Source organism: Pedobacter psychrotolerans, from assembly GCF_004340665.1.
Classification (GTDB): Bacteria; Bacteroidota; Bacteroidia; order Sphingobacteriales; family Sphingobacteriaceae; genus Pedobacter; species Pedobacter psychrotolerans.
Genome location: NZ_SLWO01000008.1, coordinates 210855 through 230368, shown reverse-complemented (window position 1 = coordinate 230368; position 19514 = coordinate 210855). Strand labels below are relative to the sequence as shown.

20 protein-coding genes are annotated in these 19514 nt (G+C 35.2%); 5 read left to right on the top strand and 15 right to left on the bottom strand.

The window, feature by feature from the left end; translation table 11 throughout:
• Positions 1–10: 10 nt before the first annotated feature.
• Positions 11–448 (top strand): hypothetical protein, encoded by a 438-nt coding sequence (locus EV200_RS19280; RefSeq protein WP_132535635.1) that lies wholly within the window; start codon positions 11–13, stop codon positions 446–448.
• 67 nt (positions 449–515) lie between these two features.
• On the opposite strand, the gene EV200_RS19275 is transcribed toward EV200_RS19280, so the two are convergent.
• The 4 genes from EV200_RS19275 to EV200_RS19260 form a co-directional block, all read right to left on the bottom strand.
• A complete protein-coding gene (locus tag EV200_RS19275; protein WP_029288049.1) occupies positions 516–1022 on the bottom strand; it encodes an FKBP-type peptidyl-prolyl cis-trans isomerase in 507 nt (168 codons plus the stop codon).
• 214 nt (positions 1023–1236) lie between these two features.
• Positions 1237–1698, bottom strand: coding sequence for a JAB domain-containing protein (locus tag EV200_RS19270; RefSeq protein ID WP_132535633.1), 462 nt, complete (start codon positions 1696–1698; stop codon positions 1237–1239).
• Between the two features lie 206 nt (positions 1699–1904).
• On the bottom strand, positions 1905–2519 hold the full coding sequence (locus EV200_RS19265) for a hypothetical protein (protein WP_132535631.1): 615 nt from the start codon (positions 2517–2519) through the stop codon (positions 1905–1907).
• A 38-nt stretch (positions 2520–2557) separates the two neighbouring features.
• Positions 2558–3436 carry a hypothetical protein gene (locus EV200_RS19260; protein ID WP_132535629.1) on the bottom strand — a complete coding sequence of 293 codons (879 nt, stop codon included), beginning with the start codon at positions 3434–3436 and terminating at the stop codon, positions 2558–2560.
• A gap of 271 nt (positions 3437–3707) precedes the next feature.
• Between EV200_RS19260 and EV200_RS19255 the strand changes: the two genes are divergently transcribed.
• On the top strand, positions 3708–3989 hold the full coding sequence (locus tag EV200_RS19255; RefSeq protein WP_132535627.1) for a hypothetical protein: 282 nt from the start codon (positions 3708–3710) through the stop codon (positions 3987–3989).
• Positions 3990–4517: 528 nt separating this feature from the next.
• Here EV200_RS19255 and EV200_RS19250 read toward each other — a convergent pair.
• From EV200_RS19250 to EV200_RS19210, 9 genes are all read right to left on the bottom strand, one after another.
• Positions 4518–5321, bottom strand: coding sequence for a hypothetical protein (locus EV200_RS19250; protein WP_132535625.1), 804 nt, complete (start codon positions 5319–5321; stop codon positions 4518–4520).
• Between the two features lie 77 nt (positions 5322–5398).
• On the bottom strand, positions 5399–5812 hold the full coding sequence (locus EV200_RS19245; RefSeq protein ID WP_132535623.1) for a hypothetical protein: 414 nt from the start codon (positions 5810–5812) through the stop codon (positions 5399–5401).
• 94 nt (positions 5813–5906) lie between these two features.
• A complete protein-coding gene (locus tag EV200_RS19240; RefSeq protein ID WP_132535621.1) occupies positions 5907–6653 on the bottom strand; it encodes a DUF4595 domain-containing protein in 747 nt (248 codons plus the stop codon).
• A gap of 314 nt (positions 6654–6967) precedes the next feature.
• Positions 6968–7480 (bottom strand): hypothetical protein, encoded by a 513-nt coding sequence (locus EV200_RS19235; RefSeq protein WP_132535619.1) that lies wholly within the window; start codon positions 7478–7480, stop codon positions 6968–6970.
• Between the two features lie 412 nt (positions 7481–7892).
• Positions 7893–9722 (bottom strand): DEAD/DEAH box helicase family protein, encoded by a 1830-nt coding sequence (locus EV200_RS19230; protein WP_132535617.1) that lies wholly within the window; start codon positions 9720–9722, stop codon positions 7893–7895.
• Positions 9723–9773: 51 nt separating this feature from the next.
• A complete protein-coding gene (locus tag EV200_RS19225) occupies positions 9774–10082 on the bottom strand; it encodes a hypothetical protein (RefSeq protein WP_132535615.1) in 309 nt (102 codons plus the stop codon).
• 72 nt (positions 10083–10154) lie between these two features.
• The gene (locus tag EV200_RS19220; protein WP_132535613.1) at positions 10155–11006 is read right to left on the bottom strand and encodes a hypothetical protein; all 852 of its coding nucleotides are present in this window, start codon (positions 11004–11006) and stop codon (positions 10155–10157) included.
• A 68-nt stretch (positions 11007–11074) separates the two neighbouring features.
• On the bottom strand, positions 11075–12298 hold the full coding sequence (locus EV200_RS19215; protein ID WP_132535611.1) for a tyrosine-type recombinase/integrase: 1224 nt from the start codon (positions 12296–12298) through the stop codon (positions 11075–11077).
• Positions 12299–12437: 139 nt separating this feature from the next.
• Positions 12438–14459, bottom strand: a complete 2022-nt coding sequence (locus tag EV200_RS19210; RefSeq protein ID WP_132535609.1) for a thioredoxin domain-containing protein — start codon at positions 14457–14459, stop codon at positions 12438–12440.
• A gap of 104 nt (positions 14460–14563) precedes the next feature.
• Here EV200_RS19210 and EV200_RS19205 point away from each other — a divergent pair, with 104 nt between their 5' ends.
• Both EV200_RS19205 and EV200_RS19200 read left to right on the top strand, forming a co-directional pair.
• Positions 14564–14803 (top strand): DUF1016 N-terminal domain-containing protein, encoded by a 240-nt coding sequence (locus EV200_RS19205; protein WP_208864576.1) that lies wholly within the window; start codon positions 14564–14566, stop codon positions 14801–14803.
• A gap of 78 nt (positions 14804–14881) precedes the next feature.
• The gene (locus EV200_RS19200; protein WP_132535607.1) at positions 14882–15979 is read left to right on the top strand and encodes a mandelate racemase/muconate lactonizing enzyme family protein; all 1098 of its coding nucleotides are present in this window, start codon (positions 14882–14884) and stop codon (positions 15977–15979) included.
• An 80-nt stretch (positions 15980–16059) separates the two neighbouring features.
• Here EV200_RS19200 and EV200_RS19195 read toward each other — a convergent pair whose 3' ends face one another.
• Both EV200_RS19195 and EV200_RS19190 read right to left on the bottom strand, forming a co-directional pair.
• Positions 16060–16926, bottom strand: a complete 867-nt coding sequence (locus tag EV200_RS19195) for a glycoside hydrolase family 25 protein (RefSeq protein WP_132535605.1) — start codon at positions 16924–16926, stop codon at positions 16060–16062.
• A 158-nt stretch (positions 16927–17084) separates the two neighbouring features.
• Complete coding sequence (locus EV200_RS19190; RefSeq protein WP_132535603.1) at positions 17085–18071, bottom strand: SAM-dependent methyltransferase; 987 nt, start codon at positions 18069–18071, stop codon at positions 17085–17087.
• A gap of 184 nt (positions 18072–18255) precedes the next feature.
• Here EV200_RS19190 and EV200_RS19185 point away from each other — a divergent pair, with 184 nt between their 5' ends.
• The gene (locus EV200_RS19185) at positions 18256–19482 is read left to right on the top strand and encodes an MFS transporter (RefSeq protein ID WP_132535601.1); all 1227 of its coding nucleotides are present in this window, start codon (positions 18256–18258) and stop codon (positions 19480–19482) included.
• Positions 19483–19514: the final 32 nt, after the last annotated feature.

The following is a 19514-nucleotide window of genomic DNA, read 5'->3' as shown; positions in this document are numbered from 1 at the left end:
TAAAATTCAGATGAGGTTATTAAGCTTTTTTATATTCCTGTTTATTGGTTATTCGGCTAGTGCACAGCATGATCCCAGCGACCAAATGGATTCACCGAATTGGGATATTATTGGTGGGGTAAAAATTAAAACAGTAAAGCCCACTGAAACCTATGCCGTTTATAGTGCAGGTATTCAAAAATATGAAAGTAAACCATTTGAACTATCTGGTTATATCGTACCGATAAAGGATGGCATGAAGCAAACCAAGTTTATGCTTTCTACATTACCTATTAACCAGTGTTTTTACTGCGGGAAGAACGGAATTCCCATTATGGTATTAGTAGAAATGGCAGAGCCTATTAAATTTACTTATCAACCGATAACCGTGAAGGGAATTTTGAAGCTAAACAAAGGAAATGCGATGAACAACCCTCCTGTTGAACTGACTACAGCTAAGTTATTATAAAAAAAATCCCGATTTTCATCGGGATTTTTTAGTTTTATCTATTTGAATTTAAAATTTTACGATCAGTCTAGTGATCAGCATGTCCATCTGCACCATGTGCATGACCATGAGCCAATTCATCTTGAGTAGCTTCGCGAACGTTTAAAATAGTTCCTGCAAATAATAAATTTTTACCTGCCATCGGGTGGTTCAAATCAACTGCTACTGTTTCTTCATGAACAGCGGTTACACCTGCTCTGAATTGGTTACCATTATTATCTTGCAAAGGAATTACATCACCAACAGCCGGAACTTCGCCACCTGCTTCAGTAAACATGGTTTTTGGCAAATCAGCAAAAGCTCCTGGATCAAGTTCTCCATAACCATCAGCTGCAGACAATTCAAAGCTATACTCATCACCGGTTTTTAAGCCAGCTAAGTGCTCTTCAAATTTAGGCAACATCATGCCAACGCCATATAAAAATACTAAAGGATTTTGCTCATCAGCTTTTTCAACAAAAACTTGTTGTCCTTCTTCGTTTGTAGTGTGCAATTCATAAGTTACTGCGACTACTGAGTTTGGTGAAATATTCATTCAGATTTTCTTTATTTTAAATATACTAATGCTTCCTCAACAGTATTAACCGGCAACTGGCACACATTATTTCGGCAAATATCTTTTAACTTGATTTTACGTCCGTAGCGCAAAGATAACCTAATTATTAGTTTAACAAAAAAAGTGTTTAATTGTTGTCTGATAGATATAAAAATTAGTACTAGTGCAAATAATAGTACTAATCTCTTCTATATTATATTAGGCAATTATCTGCAAAACCATAGTAGTTATGCTTGGTAATAATCAGATGATCACAGACTTCAATATCCAGTAATTTACCCCCATCTTTTAATTTCTCTGTTAACCTTTTATCAGCATCACTAGGATTTAAATTACCACTTGGATGGTTATGCGCCAATATTATTTTACTGCTACTGGTCTTTAAAGCAACAGAAAATATAATCTTTGGATCTGCTAACGTTCCCTGCACTCCACCAACTGAAATATCAACAATTCCTAACACTCGATTACTGGTGTTGAGTAGAATTACTTTGAACTCTTCTAGTAACTCGATTCTTCCTAATTGCCAATATTGCATTAGGATTCTATAGGCATCTTGAGAACTGTTAATTTTTGGTCGTTCTGTGATGTTGTAGTTTGATTTATAGCTTACTTCAACTTCAGCTACTTTAAATGGGTTTTGTTCTTGTACCATAATGTTTTATTTAATTATGATACTGAGCAAGCTTTCAGATCAACTAAGTCAAGAAGCAACGCAATAAATTGGGAGTGCGGATGACCAGGAGCGTTTATGGCGGAATTTCTTGAAACGTGTTGAGATGACAAGCTTAAATTTGAGGAATGATTAATAATAGACTTTTATTTCTATGTAAATCTAAGTTTAATCTTTACCCTGGTATGTTATTTAAAGCTATCAAGTTTATTTATTAACTCCTCAAAATAATCACCAGGCATCGCTAGATCTTGATCTTTCCTTGATGAGTTTTGATAATCTCTCAAGAAAACAAGCGAATTGTATATAATCCCTTTATAATCCAGTAAGTTTTGCTCCTTATGCTCTTCTATCATCACCAATCCATTTTCTTTCAAGGAATAGTCATCAAGACCGTATTTTCTTACTATTGATTCAAAGCGATCTGTGATGCGATAAGCGAAAATATAATGAATTGGATTATCTAAATCCAATAGGCCTGGAAGGTAAAGTTCATTCTTCTTAATTAACTTATTTGTTATTAATTCTGCTTTGGTTTTAATTTCTTCATCAACCATAAATAGCGTTAATGCACTAACATAGCGGAACTCATATTTACGATTGCCAAGTGAATCAGGAGTATATTTGATAACCTGTGATAAATGATAGTCATATACTGCTTCATAATATACAAGCTGACTTTTTGCTTTCTGATGGTCTAATGTACGATTAGTACTCTTAAATAAGTTTAGTTGTTTAATAAGTGCCTCGTGCTCTTGGATATAAATACCCTGATTATTAAAAATTCTACTTAAGAGAGTCATAGTATTGAGAGTTAAGTTTATTGGGTGTATTTTAATGATTAACTAAACTTGTTATTTGCCTTGTAAATATAAGCTACTTCATTCCCAGAAGATGTCATCTCGGCCTGCAGGAGCTCCGCTTTTGTCTGTCTAGCGGAAAATGCCCCCTTAGCTATTTTCGAGAATTGGAGCTTTATTGTTCTTTCAGCTAACTCAGATAGACCAACAACAATGGTTTCTAAAGCACCCATTCTAAATTTAATATTATGATAATTCAGTGCTTGTCGATATTGAAATAGTAGGTATTGTAGTTCGTCTTCAATCTCGTTTACCTTGTAATCGGTACGGCTCATTTTGTTTATCCATGTTCTCAAACCTGTTAGGTGTCCATTATTAATCGGATCACTTTTAAAATCAAAGATATCTTGCCACGGGACGTTTTCGGCAGGAATGGGCATTTGTTTGATAACAATATTAACAACATCTACTTCCGATGACTTCACTTTATTGATAGAATTTAACTGATTTACTATTGGGATTGAGATAAAATCTCGATTTACGTCTTCGTTATTTAATATCATCGCAGATAACCTTGAATGACCATCAAGCTGAGCTTTCTCATCATTAGATTCACGCATCTGCCTGATATATTCAATTGCCTTATTAAAATCATCTGCTCCCAGTGCATCAGGTCCTCCTTTAAGAATTGCATTAGTTCTTGTAGCGTCGAATATTAAGTCGTTTTCTAATAAAAGTTCCATCTCTTTGAAACAGTGCCAGTGTTGGCAATTGGTCTCGTGATGTTGATTATTATCTAATATATAATTCAACGATGTAATGCCAATTCTATCAAATAATAATAGTGCTTGCTTTAGATCTGAAATCGTTTTATCTGAGAATTCATTAATAGTTCTTATTCCTGCTGTCTTTATAATCATATTTAAAAGTGTAAGTTCATTAGGTATATAGGCTATCTATAAGATTATCTTACCCCACATTTCCTTTCTCGATTATCAAGTAAATATAGTAATTCGTTTAATAAGTGCTCACCGCCTGCGAACTGAGAAAATGTGTGAGAATCAGCGGTTGCAAAGCAGCGAGGTTCGATCTATGTTTTTACACAAGTAATTGGAGAACGATAAACTTCGTAAAATGATTTAATTCTATATTTGAAATTCTGTTTAATCTTGAACTCCAAAAAGCAGTTGTATGATAGTAGAAAGAAAGTGTTTCGAAACAAAGAGTATATCGGGCTACAGTTACTTTGATTATTGGGATTTAAAAAACCACCCTTTGTTTGTTTCATTTAGCAAAAGCAATAAACCCCACTATATTCATTTCGATGAAGTACCATTCGAAAATTGCATTAAAGTATCAAATTTAACCGATGTACGCGATGCCTTATATAAAAATGAGTGGGCTTTTGAAGAAAGGTATTGGAAAGCTATTTCTAAGCACATCCAAACAATGATAAATATTCCATGGACGTAGTTGTAATTATTGCGTACCGCCTTGCGTACGGAACGCGGGTCGTTGCATAGAAGTTCGCAGAACGATGCAACGATATGTTTTATGTAATAAAACACGAGGCTTGGCGAAATTATTGATCTAGTGGGCTACAGCGCTTGGCATGTTCAATAATTGTGACAAGCAGAAGCCCAAGAGACAACGCAAGGTACGCTGAAGAGTGGAATGCGGTTAGATTTATCCAGGATGAAGCGTAGCAAATCCTAGATAAAGATAGAGAAAGCATTCATGAGGCAACCGCTTGCTCAAAAGAAAAACCATGACAGAACGCAGTGATGGCGTGTTTGTTTTTCGTGAGCTTAGTCTTGCCGAATACCGATCTCCCTACATTTAACCACTGTCCTTTACTAAGAACCACTGAGTGAAAAGTAAACGCAGTATCTTATAAAACAAGCACTACAAATGCCATCTTCTACAGAATCAATGACTATACCGAACCTTTCCTCGTGTAAGCCACCCCTTTTGAGGAAAGGTTGGTGTAGGAGTTAATTGTTAAAATGGAAGCTCTTCATCCACGTGGTTGGCGGAAATCTCATTCCAATATGTTAGAAAGTTCATTCCTCTATCTGTTAACTTGTAAGTATCACCTCCATCGCTCATAATTAAGAACTCGCGTAGCAATGTCTTAACATCTTCCGTATCTGAACTCAACACGTAACCATTAAGTATGCGATTTATAGTATTGTTGAAGCTCTCTTTACCCCACTCGTTTAGGGCTTTGTTACCAACACGGCTAAATGCATTGTCTACAGTATTGTGAATCACTTGATCTGGCTCAGGAATTTGCGATTCATAGTATTCATCCTGGTTTATCGAGCTTCCTAACTCAAGAACCTTTTTATCTAATAAATCCCGTTCGTTTTGAATCAGGCTTTTAGCCTGTCTTTCTTCCTCTAGTCTAACTTCAAGTAACTTAATTACTTCCTGTAATTTTATATATTCTGTTTTTAAAACAACAGAGCTCTTATCAGTCCATTTTGAAATCATAGGCACAATAATTCTTTCTTGCGTATCTGTCACCAATCTTGAAATGCTAAGCAATATATAAGTTAGAATAAGTACTGCTAATGTTATCAGAATCACGTAAACCATGTTCCAAGCAAAGGAATGATCACTAAAATAATGACTTATGTAATTGAGTCTATCTTCAAGTTTAAAAGCACTATCGAAATAAAATAAGCTATAAACTAATGTCCAGTTCTTAATAACCCATACGACGATTAGTGTTCCTAAAAATGGATTTGTAGTACGCTCTTTGATGTTCTCGAGCATTGAATTGAGAGTATCTTTAACCATTTAGATATATTTAAAATCAATTATAATAAAAAAGAGCCATATTGCTATGACTCTTTGCTATTTATTGTCGTTGTATTCTAAAGTGCCAATTGAGTCTGACCATCAATTATTATCCTATAATAGAATACGCCATTATGTTTAATTTCCTTTCTATGGCTTACCAAAAGATATTGTTTCTTATTCACTAGGTAGTATTTCTGATATTTAAAAACAATTCCATTATCTGTGCGTGAATATACTCCCTGATTTTTAATCTCAAAGTTCTTAACGCTATTGCCTTTATTATATAATAGCTGATTACCATCAATTGTTAAAGTGAAAGTATCACTGTACCAATTTTGATCTGCTCCTAAAGTATATTTACCGTAATAGGTTGCAGAATTTTGTTTGATTCTAACAGTGGATTTGTATTCTGTAGACAGTGCAATTAATGGCTTCAAATTCATTGATATGAAGCAGGTAATGATTATCGCTAATAGAAATTTTCTCATGATTAACTAGTCGCTAAATAGTTTTCTGATAAACTTAAATGCAAAGTATATAAATACCCCAAACACAATTAAAGATGCTATTACTTCCATATTGTTATTTACAAGTAAAAGTGTTCGATAAAGTATATTCCTTATTATCGCTTGTTTTCACAATAACCCTAGTTATGTTATTATTACTATCCTTTTGGTAACTATAGACTTCGGTATATGTGCTGTTACCATAAGAAACAATAGCCGGAATATATTTACTTACTTTACCATAATAGCTTTTTAAAACCCCACTGTAAAAAGGTGGTAAATCGGTATCTAAGCCATTAAAATAATTCCCCTTAGCTTCTGAACCACCATAAACGATATTGAGTGTTAATGTTGGGCTAACGATTTTTGTTAGATCCCCATCGGTAAAAGTGTACTTTGTAGATGCTGTAGAATTATTTAAAAGGTTTGTACGGATTGACTCAGTTAAATATCCATCTGTATTATAAGTATGATCTATTTTATAATCTCCTGCTGTTTGAGTTTCATTGGTTATTCTACCTTGTACGTTTAAAGTATAAGTAAATGTCTTGCTGCTGTTACCCTCTTTAACAATCTTTGTGATTTGTGTTGATGTATAGGTATAGGATTCTTGATAATCTTCACCATTATAAACTACCTTACTCACTTTACCATCAGAATTGTAAGTGTAAAGAATTTTACCAAAGTCACCCCCTGCTGAATAGGTGCTTTGACTTAACTGGCAAGTTGATGGTGTTTGTTCTTCATTATCTGAAGTGCTTTTTTTGCATGAAGCTACGATTAGCGTGATGGCTAAGAGCATTAAACTTAGAGTTTTTCTCATATCTGATTGAGTTTTAGATTATCGGTAGTCCCAATCCGATAGTTTATAAACACGAAAGCGTGGACCTGTAGCCAATCTGCGCTTGAGGCCCTGAGAAGCCAACACAACAGACTGGAACAGACCACGCTCTCGCATGATCGTTCGCACATCTGTCCTTGTTGTGTTTGTAATTTCTCAGGTTTCAAGCACAAGAACAAAAAAGCTACCGCTTTATTTCTTAATTTATATAAATGTCACTATCTAATATTCTTTAGTTTTATGGCATAAAGATAATAACGGATTTTAATATTGGCACATTACTGCACCAATATTGTTTAATTTTCTACTGTTGACTTCTCAATCGTATGAATGGAGACGTAAGTGGTCTCACCCTCTGCCACCCTGCGATAAAAAAAGTTGTGTAGCTGTTCGGCAGGCAGAAATGTAATGCGTAGAGCGTATTCAATCCCTTTTGTATTATCATGTGAATCAGTAACGGCAAAAGCATGCCTCAATAATTGATTTGATAACCCACTACCAAACTTCTGTAGAGATTCCAGACCTAAATCGATAAACATAAATGATCTACCATCTTTTGGACTAAGAGAAAGCGTTATGTTCCAATGAAATGATAGATGCTCTTTAATAAGATTGGTATTCTGTTCATTCTTAGTATGCTCTATTTCTGCATAGGTTCTGAATTTAGGTAAATCAAACTTATCCATTAATTCCATCGCTTTGGCAACAATAAGTGTATAAGCCTTTTCAACTTCGATGTTTGTTTTGAGTAGTTCATCATCTACTAGCACATAGTTTGTTTTCTGTTGTTTTCTTGTTTGTGTTTTCATTGCTTAAAAGATTAAATGGTTAAAAACTGGTGTAAATGAAAAAAGCATCCTCATTGGGATGCTTTGTGTTAGAATTCAATAAGATTTACTGGTGAGCCTTTATATTTAAAAGCTAGATTTCGATTGGCATCGGTTTATTACTGTTTTATTTTAAAATGTTGGGCTCTTGCCTTAATAGTATAATTCTAGTCAATCACTTTCCAATCAATTTGGCGTGGGGGTGTTGTGGTGTAGAGGCTTCGCGGTCGGATGACAAATGGGTGGGGGGCAAGTTGAATTATATAAAAATAAAAATCCATTTATCAAGAATGCCCTAGCTGAATAGCCAGGGCATTATGATAATTATTATAATAATTGCACCAGTTCTAAATTATGGTTGTTAAAATATAGTACCTTAACAAAAACTGGTTCATTAATCATCAAGTGTAAACTTGGGATTGGTTAGTTTTATGCACCATTGCCTTTCCCCTTTTATTACCTTCTGATATCTAGCAGATATAGTAAAATATCTAATTAATATTTGCCCTGTCGTTCCAGTTATTCCATATTTACTCTTTAAGCCAACAACCTTAGCATTTACAATCTTACAAGGCAAATCCTGATTAGTATTGAAAGCAGTTAGGACATCTTTAATTACCGGCATATCTGTAAACCTTGCATCGATTTCTCTTGCCTTAACCAGGGTATTCAATCGGCTAAACTTATAATTTGCTTTAATAATCATCGTCTTTCCGTGCTTTAAATATGCCTGTACCATAGCAGGATTTTCAGAATTCAACTCATTTGTTATCTCTATTCTATTATCAATTACAAAGGAGCCTTTTGGTGTCTTAAATTTCTCTAACTGCTCTACGATAGCCTTAAACAAGTCAACATCATTTTTAGCTCTCTCTCTTTTTAGGCGGTCTTGGTCTGATGATGTGTAAATTACTGATGAGTTATTAACCTTAAAATTTGGTAGTTCATTATATCGAGCTAACAGGACATCTGCGCTTGAATAATAACTACTTACCATTTGTTCATCTAAGCTATTATCGATACTGAAGTAATTGATTTGGTCAGTATTCTCTATCACGAATTTCTTACTCGGTAGAGCCTTTAATGCTTGTTCGTATGCAATTCTAGCACCACTATGAGCGAGAGAAGATTCTTTAAACGTGTATATCGTCTTATAAGCTTCTAATCCACCCTCAATGAATTTGAGTGCCATTTCTCTAGATTGATATTCTATGTCTGGGTTAATATTAGTGATATGAATTGCCTTGTTTATTCCATTTCGAAACCTCCCTATTGCTTGAATACTTTCTGTTGCGGGGTCAAATATGCTCTGCCCTGCAAAGAACAAATCAGTTAAAAGAATAACATTAGGCTTAATATCCAGATCAATGTCTACTGCACTGTAGAACCTAGAGGTAAAGAAATTGTATTTAGCTAATGGCTTTAGCTCTGAAGTCGCATTTGGGAACTTTAACTTGTTCCTAAGCTTTTTCACGCTATCTTCTCCACAAAACACTTGACTCTCACTTTCAATCTTTAAATGTTTAATCAAGCTAAGTATGCCATCTGTTGAATTCATAAAGAAACAATAGTGGGTATGGACGTTTTCTTTTAAGTAATCTCGAACCCTATATATAATGTTGTTGGTTATGGCAATCTCAATTGCTTTAGAGTATTCAAACTTGGGTTGGAATATTACGTGTTCAAACCCATATTCTTCAAATCTTGGGTCACTGGGTAGAATTGGTGTAGCTGAAATCATTGAGCGCTCAGCATATCTAAAGAAATCATTGAGTGGTTCAACTATTGATTTCCTATAGGAAACATCCTGCACAATCTTCTCAGATTCATCAAATAATAAGAAGAAATCCTTATGAAGGTTGAACTTTTCAGCTACTTTAGGGTTTTCAAACGCTTTCACTAGCTTTTTGTAAGATTCAGGTGTTACCATAATGTTTTTAAATGGTACGTCGCTTAGTAGGTAATCAACTATTGCATTAGGGTCGTTAAATGGATAATAGATTCCTAAAACTTCAAGTTTATATTCCTCCATCATCTTCTTAACCTTTCCCACAATCACAGGTACATTTGGGACTATTATGATGCTGTTTCGTTTGCTTAAAAGCTCTGCTGTCGTACCGCCTCCCCCTGGGTATCTCTTGTTTATAAATGCATTAGCTGGGAGGAAAGCGCATAGGTTTGCTATAAATTGGCCTTTGCCAATATAGATTGTTCTCGTTTTCATAATATTTAATTAAATAAAAAGGAGAGACGAATGCCTCTCCTCGAATAAAACCTAAGCAGTAACTGAATCACCTGATTCGTCAGGATTGTTTCGCTTAAAAACACCCTCCGCATGTAAGAAATCATTTAGTAATTGACGTACTTCTTGTGTACTTTCAACAGATTGGGTTACCTTTCCATTAGGAAACTCAAACTCCAGATAAAATTGCGATTCTCCTCGTCGATTGATGTATTCGCGCTGTTCAACTTTATTGCAGTTGATTAGGTTGTTCTTCAAAGCATTAAAGCTTTGTTCATAGGAAAGCAAAAGTTTATTTGCCCTTGAATTTCGGTAATTCATCATTTGTACTTTTAAATTCATGCCAATGTTGACATCGGTACAAATTTGACCATAGTATTGAGCAGAAATGTTAGTCTAGAATTACGTGAGAAACTATTTTAAATCATCAGTAGATTCTGCAATTAATGACTCTTCAAATTTACTTATGCAGTTTCTAATATATGCATTAGTAGAAAATGTCTCTCTATTTCTAGGTGTAAGGAAGTTAAATAACTCAAATAGGGAATAAATGAAATCACTTTGTTGAACTGTTAGAGGGAATTGCTTTTTATTTTTAGTATTCAGTTTCGTCTTGTCAATAGAAATCAAGTAACGTCCATTGTGCAAATAAGCCTGTATCAAATCTGCCCAATGACCTAATATGGAAAGATGTATTGATTCATTTGAAACTTTGAAGCCATTAACAAAATTGATAACTTCATTAATTGAGGATATCTTGTTATAGCGAGTGTGCTTTGCACAGGCTTTAAATTTGTGAAGCAATAGTTTGCAGGCTATATCTCTAACACTCTTTGCTATCTTTTCATCATCCAACATTATTCTATTGATGCTAAACTGACTGAGTTCTTTTTCTTGAATTCGTTGGATTTTCTTACCTATCTTGATCAGTTGCAAGAAATCTTCGTCATTGAAAGCAGTACTTAATAATTCTTTCTCTAGCTCGAAACATAGGTACATTAATGAATTGAGGAACTCTATTTTCTTTGATTGATCTATGGGGGTACTAAGCTTTACGTTGTCTATAAGCAAAGTAACCTGCTTATCAATATCCATTAAATCATTTAAATAGAAAGTAACTAAATAAGGGTAAAACTTCAGATCTGTGTCATTACTTTTACTCCCCCAATCGTACATTAATTGTGCATCAACATGATATTCTCTCAGTACTTCTAAATTTAGTGTTAAATTATAGCTATATACTTCGGGGTAGAAATTAAACTCCATAAACAGCGAAGTAGTTGTTATGGCTACTCCGCTTTAAAGATATTAAAGTTGTAATATATGTAGTAATTCTATTTAATTAAACTCAATTCTTCAATAGTGATTGCTTCACTAACACTATCGCTACGATCATAGATTTGAGTAGTAGTAACCTTGCTATGTCCTGCTCTCTTTTGAACTTCATAAACACTGTTAACTTTCAGAGCTTTGGTAATGCTAGTGTGTTTAAAATCGTAGATTAGAATATTAGCGAACTGCGGAAAGTCCTCCTTAAAAGGCAATAGAATACGTTCTCTAAACATAGTCTGTGTAAAAATCTTTCTTTGTTTGGTTTGATTAAAGAACCCAATAATGTAATCTTCGTTATCGATTGTTCTTCCTGCGTTTGCGGTATTATCATAGATGGTCTGTATCAACCCCTTAACAACTTCACTTATGATAACTCTTCGCCATTTCTTACCTTTAGCATCGAACACCACTATTGAGTGATCGGGAAGATCAACATGTTTAACTTTTATATTTAACACTTGTATAGGTCTCAATGTATTTTCCGCTACAAGTCGAGCCATTAAATGCAATCTCAAATATCTACTATTGTTAACAACATTAAAGAATTCAAGAAATAATGATTGCTTAATTTCATTGTACTTTGGCGTCTGAAGAGTAATATCAAGTTTCTTTAACTTACTGGCGTGGTTAGTAATGGGTAATTCCATTATTTGGCTCAACCATATATAAAACCCTTTCACGTAAACCATTTGTAGATTAATGGTACTGTTGCCAAGTCCCCATTTCTTTAAATAGCTGCGATAATCAATCCAGACAGTAGCATTTAGATCAGAGAGTAAAAGGTTAGCGAAATGCTTATTTATAAACGTGGTAACTTTCTTATCTCTTTCAGTATAATTATAGATATCCTTGATCTCCCCTATTTCGTGGCGCTTCGTATGATACTCGAAGAACATATTTAGAGCATCAATGACCTTGGTTTGGATGTTTATGGTAGAATCTGAAGATGATTCCTTAACGCTTATAGGTTTGACTAACTCGTTTATTTTAAACTCGAACAGATTGCGGAGCAGTAATAGTTTCTTATTGACAGATTTAAATTCTTTTACTTGTTCTAAGTATTTATTATAAATCGTCTTTACACCCTCTTTCACTTTAGATTGTTTACCGTTATAAAAGTATTCAATGCAATAGAGTGGATATTTGTCGGTATTCGAATTGTGAGGGGTTACTAAAATAAATCTGATGCCATTAATGATGGCTAATTCAGTTCTTATTGATTTCATTTGATTATGGCTTAAGTTCGTGATAAGTAGTACTAAACTAGTACGAACGTAAAATCAAACAGTACGAATAAGACCATGAAATAAAGCTTACAACAACTTAAATAAACAGCTGATTTACAGCATATTCATTTAAATTAATTTATTGTAAATACGCTAATGCTTCCTCAACAGTATTAACCGGCAACTGGCACACATTATTTCGGCAAATATAAACTTTTGTTTCATTGCTTTGCTTCCCTTTTAACAGCGGTAGGTTACTTTTTGTTCCGCCTAAAGTAATTTTATTGGGAATATAATGATTGCTTAACTCCAGTTTAACTACATCTGTTTCTAAACCGGTAATGGCAATTTCGTTTATTCCGTAAATTTCATTCAGCAGTAAAATAGCCCAATTGGAATAAGCTGAACCATAAGTTTTAATTTTGGGATGCACCGCAGCGAGCATTTCTACCGCCTTTTCGTGGTAATTTACCAGATCAAATAATAAACCCAGTTTCTTTAAATTTAAAGCCATGGTAGAATTTGCAGCTGGAATCACATTATCCATTACCTCATGTTTACGGGCAATAAGGTCTTCACCTTTTGCCGATGTGTAAAACAACATTGGTGAATCATCATCGCTAAAGTTATTCAAAACATAATCAGCCAATGATTTTGCTTCTATTAGCCATTGCTCATTAAAATCATATTCATAAAGAGCCATTAAAGCCTCGATTAGAAAAGCATAGTCATCTAAAAAACCAGTGATAGATGCTTTACCATTTTTATAATTACGATACAAACCACCTGCTTCAGATTTCATGTTGGTTAAGATGAAATTTGCAGCCGTAGATGCTTTCTGATAATAAAGGTCGTGGCCCAAAACCTGTGCTGCATCTGCCAGTGCTTTAATCATCATGCCATTCCAGGCTGTTAAACACTTATCATCCAAACCGGGCCGAATCCGTTTGTTTCTGACCTCAAGCAACTTTGCCTTTGCTTGATTTACTTTATCATATAAATCTTCAGCCGTAATTCCATATTTTGCCAAAAGGCTATCATCTTCAATTGTTTTTCTTAGAATATTGGTGTGCTCCTCTTCCCAGTTGCCTTCTTCGGTGACGTTATAATATTCAGCCAACAATGCAGCATCATCTCCTAAAATATGGTCAAACTCTGCTTTATCCCAAACATAAAACTTGCCTTCAACCCCTTCGCTATCCGCATCTAAGGCAGAATAAAACAATCCATCTGGCGAAGTCATTTCATTAAAAACCCACTCAATGCTTTCGACAGCAGTGCGTTTAAATGAATCAAATTTGGTGCATTGATAAGCTTCAATATATAAACTGATTAATTGTGCATTATCGTAAAGCATCTTTTCGAAATGTGGCACATGCCATTTATCATCAACCGAGTAACGGGCAAAGCCTCCAGCCAGCTGATCATAAATTCCCCCGCGGCTCATCTCTTCCAGTGTATGGCAAACTGGTGTAAAAACGGATTCATCATCATTTAGAAAGCCATATCGCAATAAGAAAACCCAATTATTGGGGAGCGGAAATTTTGGCTCACGATTATAACCTCCATAACCCATATCAAAATGGCGTTTCCAAGGGTCAATAATTTCAGTTAAATGATCTTGAGTATAATCTTCTTTACGACCAACAGCAATTATTTTTTCGCTATCCTTTATACCAGCAGTTAACCTTTCTGCATATTCTATGGCTTTATCAGGTTCATTTGCCCATAGAGCAGCCACATTTTCCAGTACGTTAATCCAATCAGTTTTGCGGAAGTACGTACCACCATAAATCGGCCGCTGATCTGGCAGACAAATACAATTCAATGGCCAGCCGCCACTGCCAGTCATGAGCTGGATGGCATACATATAGATCTGATCAATGTCCGGGCGTTCTTCCCGATCTACCTTAATGCAGACAAAATGCTGGTTCATCACTTCTGCAACCTCATGGTTTTCAAAACATTCTCGTTCCATCACATGGCACCAGTGACAGGCTGAATAGCCAATGCTGACTAAAATCAGCTTATTTTCTGCCTTCGCCTTTTCCAAAGCTTCTGTACCCCATTCATACCAATGCACCGGGTTATAAGCATGTTGTAACAGGTAAGGAGAAGATGCGTTAATTAAACTATTGGGTTCTGAATGTGTATTTGACATGAAATAATGATTATAATATTAAACAAGTAAAGCTATAAATTATCTACAATGCTGCTCCGTTTTAGTTTTGTTTTTCTATTTTAGATGTCGATCAATTTGTGTTTATGGAATTAGCTAAAAACGATTTATTCAGCATTGTTAAGGAAATCATTATTCAGTCTCGTCTGAAAGTTTACCGGGCAGCAAATTCTGAATTACTCGAATCGTACTGGCAAATTGGTAAGTTGATTATTGAAGATGAGCAGCAAGGTAAAGCCCGGGCAGATTATAGCAAAAGCACATTAAAAAATATATCCCAACAGCTTACACTTGAATTGGGAAAGGATTTGATGAAAGTAATTTGAGAAATATCAGGAGTTTTTTCAATGCTTTCCGAATAGCAAACCTAAAACCTTCAGCTTTTTACCTTTAACCTTAAAAAAATGAAAATCACGCATACCGAAATATATCGCTTCAGCATCCCGATGGAACCCTTTGTAATTGCAACCGGAACCATGCATTTTGCACAGAATGTATTGATTAGAATTTATACTGATAGTGGTATTCATGGGATTGGGGAGTGTTCTGCTTTCCCAATGATTGTGGGCGAAACACAGGATACCTGCATTGCGATGGCCAAAGATTTTGCTGCGATTTTAAAAGGTAAAGATCCTCTGGAAATACCGGAAAGAATGAATGATCTTCTGGCTTATGCCGATCATAACAGTACCATAAAAAGTGCTTTCGATATGGCTTTGTTTGATATTGCAGCCAAAAATGCAGGCTTGCCACTCTATAAATTTCTCGGTGGAACCAAAAGAACCATTGAAACCGATATGACGATTGGGATTGATACGCCGGTAGGCATGGCTAAGACAGCATTAAAGTATAAAAGTCAAGGTTGCCGAATTTTAAAAATCAAGCTAGGGAAAAATGTTCAGGATGATATAGAGCGGGTTAAACAAATCCGCGAAGCCATTGGTGCTGAAATAATTTTGCGTTTGGATGCCAATCAAGGCTGGGATTTTGATGAGGCGCTATTTGCCTTGGGCGAACTGGAAAAATATAATATTGAATTTTGTGAGCAGCCCATGCGTACCTGGTATGATGATCATTTGCCAGAATTAAATCTTAATTCTCCCATTAAACTCATGGCCGATGAAAGCTGTTATAACCACCACGATGCCAGAAAGCTGATCAATAGTCAATCGACCACTTATCTAAATATCAAATTTTCAAAATCAGGCGGAATTTTAGAAGCTCAAAAAATTCATGAGGAAGCTTTAAAAAAGGGTATTAAATGCATGATTGGCAGTATGTTGGAAAGTCGGATTGCCTTAAGTGCTAATCTTCACTTTGCACTGGCAAGTCCGAATGTAGTATTTTTTGATTTAGATACTGCATTACTCGGTCATCTGGTAGATCCTGTTGTGGGAGGATTAACTTATAATGGTTATTTCCTTGATGTACCTGAAGAAGTTGGGATTGGTGCAGAGGCTGATGAATTTTTCCTGGAAAAATGTGAAAGTTGGACAGTATAGTTCATTGGTGTATTGGGGTCATAAGTTCAATAGTTTTATGGCTTGATGACACCTTCCCCAAGGTACTAATGACAAATGAACTATTTCACCAGCATATTTGCAAGTAAAGTGCTGTCACCATTAAATGCATTAAAATCTACTACATGACCTATCCCATTTATTTTGGCTTTGTCTGAATGTTGCCAAAACTTCCAACGGCTTTTATCCAATCTTAATTTGGGTTGATAATAATGTGCAATCCATAAAGGATATTCATCTAATTTTCCTTCGAGATTATCTTCGTAAAACTTTAAACCTGTATAAATGATAGGCCGGACACCTGTTTTCATTTCTACATAAGTCAGAAAATCAGAAAGTTCCAGTCTCATTCTAAGCGGAGAAACACCGTCTAATGTTTCGATATCAACAACAGGCGGTAAATCGCCTTTTTCGATGTTTACCACTTGTAAGAAAAATTTTGCTTGTGCCTTACCACTTTTTTTCGGTCTGAAAAAATGATAAGCACCACAAATAATTCCAGCTTTTGGTGCTTCACGCCAGTTGCGCTGAAAATAGGGATCTACTTGTAAAATACCTTCAGTGGCTTTAATAAAGGCAAAGCTGACTTTAACCTCATCTTCCTTCATTGCCTTCACTTTCTGCCAGTTTATTTTACCCTGGTAGTATGAAACATCGATACCATGCACCGTATATTTCTTCGGAATTTTAATATTAAAGCTTTTGTATGTACGGTAATTTGGATCTTGCCCCCAATCTTTAACCCACCGCCAGGTGGCAACAAAACCATTTAATACATAACCATAATAAAGGGGTGAAAGCAAAATTAACAATAAGCCAGCGAGCGCAATTTTCATCTGCATAGAAAGTACAGCTGGCTTTTTCTTCTTTAGCACAGGCTTTCTGGTAGTTTGTTTTCTGGTAACTGGCTTTGGTTTTTCTGGCGGCATAAATATTGATGTCGCTAAGTTGAGGAAAATGTAGTGAATAAAAAAAGGGATTTCTATATTAGATCACATATATATATTCTTGCTAATGGTTGTTAAGTCACCAATTCTGTATTGAATTAATTGATTATCTGCGGCATATTTCATTGATCATAAATAAACTATGAATTGATCTCTTCACCTGAGTAAGCAACGAAACCAGGCTTTACGGCAGCAGCATATTTAAAGATCAAATCATCCCCTTTTTGATGCTCCAACTTCACTTTTTCCAGTAAATTCAAGGAAGAATCTTCGTAACCTAAAAAATTATCTCGATATACCTTCAGCTCAGTGGAATAGTAAAGATCAGCAGGATCGATGTTTTTAATGTTTACTTTTATCTCATCGAAAGTCCATTCCAGATTTTCAGAACGATCGATAATTTCTTTCATTTTATCTACATTAAAATTGATCAGTGTTTTAAGCTTGGTCGGCTTATTTTCATTTCTCCTTTTTACACATAGGTTTACCGTAATTTCCTCTGGCAAATAAATTACATCCTCACCTAACTGACTGGCTAGATTCAGCATGATAAAAACCTGAGGTTCTGTAATAAGTGCCCGATTTAACGTCTCACTGATCACAATATCCACACAATCATCTGGCAAAACATAACTGGTTGCATCAACAATTTCAATAGCTTTCACATAACTGTTTAAATCAAAAGCATTAATCACGTCCACCAACTTATTATAACTGTTCTCGTTAATTTCAAGTAAAGTAAATTGTACTTCAGCAGGACTAAACTGCACCATTACAGGCAGTGCCAGAGTGGCAAAAGGCCCTGTACCGGCATAAAGTACATGTATGGGGCCATCTTTATGAAGTAGCTTATCTTTAATGGCTAAGTGTAATCCCCTAACAAAACGTTGGGTTCTTAATACTTCTTTCACGCAGTTAGCAGCCCAAAAAGTACCAATGGCGCTACCAAATTTCGATTGAATATGTGTTCTGTCCGATATTTCATCATGCTTTATTTCACCAAGCTCAAATAGAAGTTCAGTATAGGAAGTAATGGCAGGTGCAAGTTTATTATGAAAATCTTGAGGCAGAAGCAGATCATGGCTGATGTTAATCAGTTTATCTTTCAGGTTTTGAGATGGAAGCATTAAATTGAAGAGATTAGATTGTTAAATATAGAATGCTGAAAGATAAAAAAGAATACAATTAATTCCCTCCTACCTGAAAGATTTTCTGCTAAAAATCGATAGCAAATTTAATAAGTGCAACTATCTTTTTATTTTAATATTAAATCAGCAAGGCTTTATTACTTTTGTGCGCTGGAAAAATAATATGCTCAAACTGATCTTAAATACCTATAAATCATCTTTTAATGGACTAAGCCGTGAAACCTGGTTGCTAAGTATTGTCATGATGTTTAATCGTTGTGGTAGCATGGCCGTACCTTTTATGGGATTATATGTCACTCAGAGTTTGCATAGAACAGAGATGGATGCAGGTCTAATCATCACACTTTTTGGTGTTGGTTCTATTTTAGGTTCGGCAACAGGCGGAAAATTAACGGATATAATTGGTTTCAGACCTGTACAAATTTTATCATCAATTATCGGCGGACTGCTTTTTATCGTATTCTCAACCATTACGCACTTTTCTACACTTTGTATTTTGGCTGTTGTGATTAGTTTTTTCTCTGAAGCATTCAGACCTGCAAATTTTACAGCAGTGGCGCACTATGCAAAAAAAGATACCATCACTCGTTCCTACTCATTAAACAGATTAGCCGTAAATATTGGTTGGTCAGTAGGAATTAGTATGGCGGGTATTATTGCCTCCATCAATTACAAACTACTTTTTATCGTAGAAGGATCGGTGAGCATTTTGGTTGGCGTAGCCATTATGGCTTTACTTCCTAAAGTGCAGGATTTTAGGAAAAAGGCGAAAGAAAACCGAATTAATATGGTGATTATAAAACCTTGGCAGGATGCTTTTTACGTTAAATTTATTTTGCTTACCACTCTTTTCATCACCTGTGCATTTCTCATGTTCAGGGTTGTTCCCGTATTTTTTAAAGAGGAATGGCATATTGATGAATTTGCCATTGGCATTATTATCGGATTAAACGGTGCAATTATAGCATTGTTCGAAATGATCATGATTAATAAAATAGAGAAAAAAAGATCGCCCATGTTTTTCATCATCGTCGGTTCCATTTTCTTTGCTGTATCTTATTTATTATTAAGTGCTCCGATTGTTTTTCATATCATCACGGCAGTATTAACCATTATTACATTCACCATTGGTGAAATGTTCGTTTTACCATTTATCAATACTGTTGTAATTAGCCGGAGTAACGAGCATAATCGTGGACTATATGCGGCGGGCTATACATTAAGCTGGTCTTGCGCCCAGGTTATTGGCCCTTTGGGTGGGTTTTTCATTGCCAGACATTTGGGCTATAACTGGCTCTGGTTCGGATTAGCTTGCATATTGCTGTTATGCGCTTATGGTTTTAGCTTGCTTGATAAAAAACAGGAGAAAGCTGTTCTCGAAGCAAATTAATTTCATATTCAGCTTTAAAGCTGAATATGAAA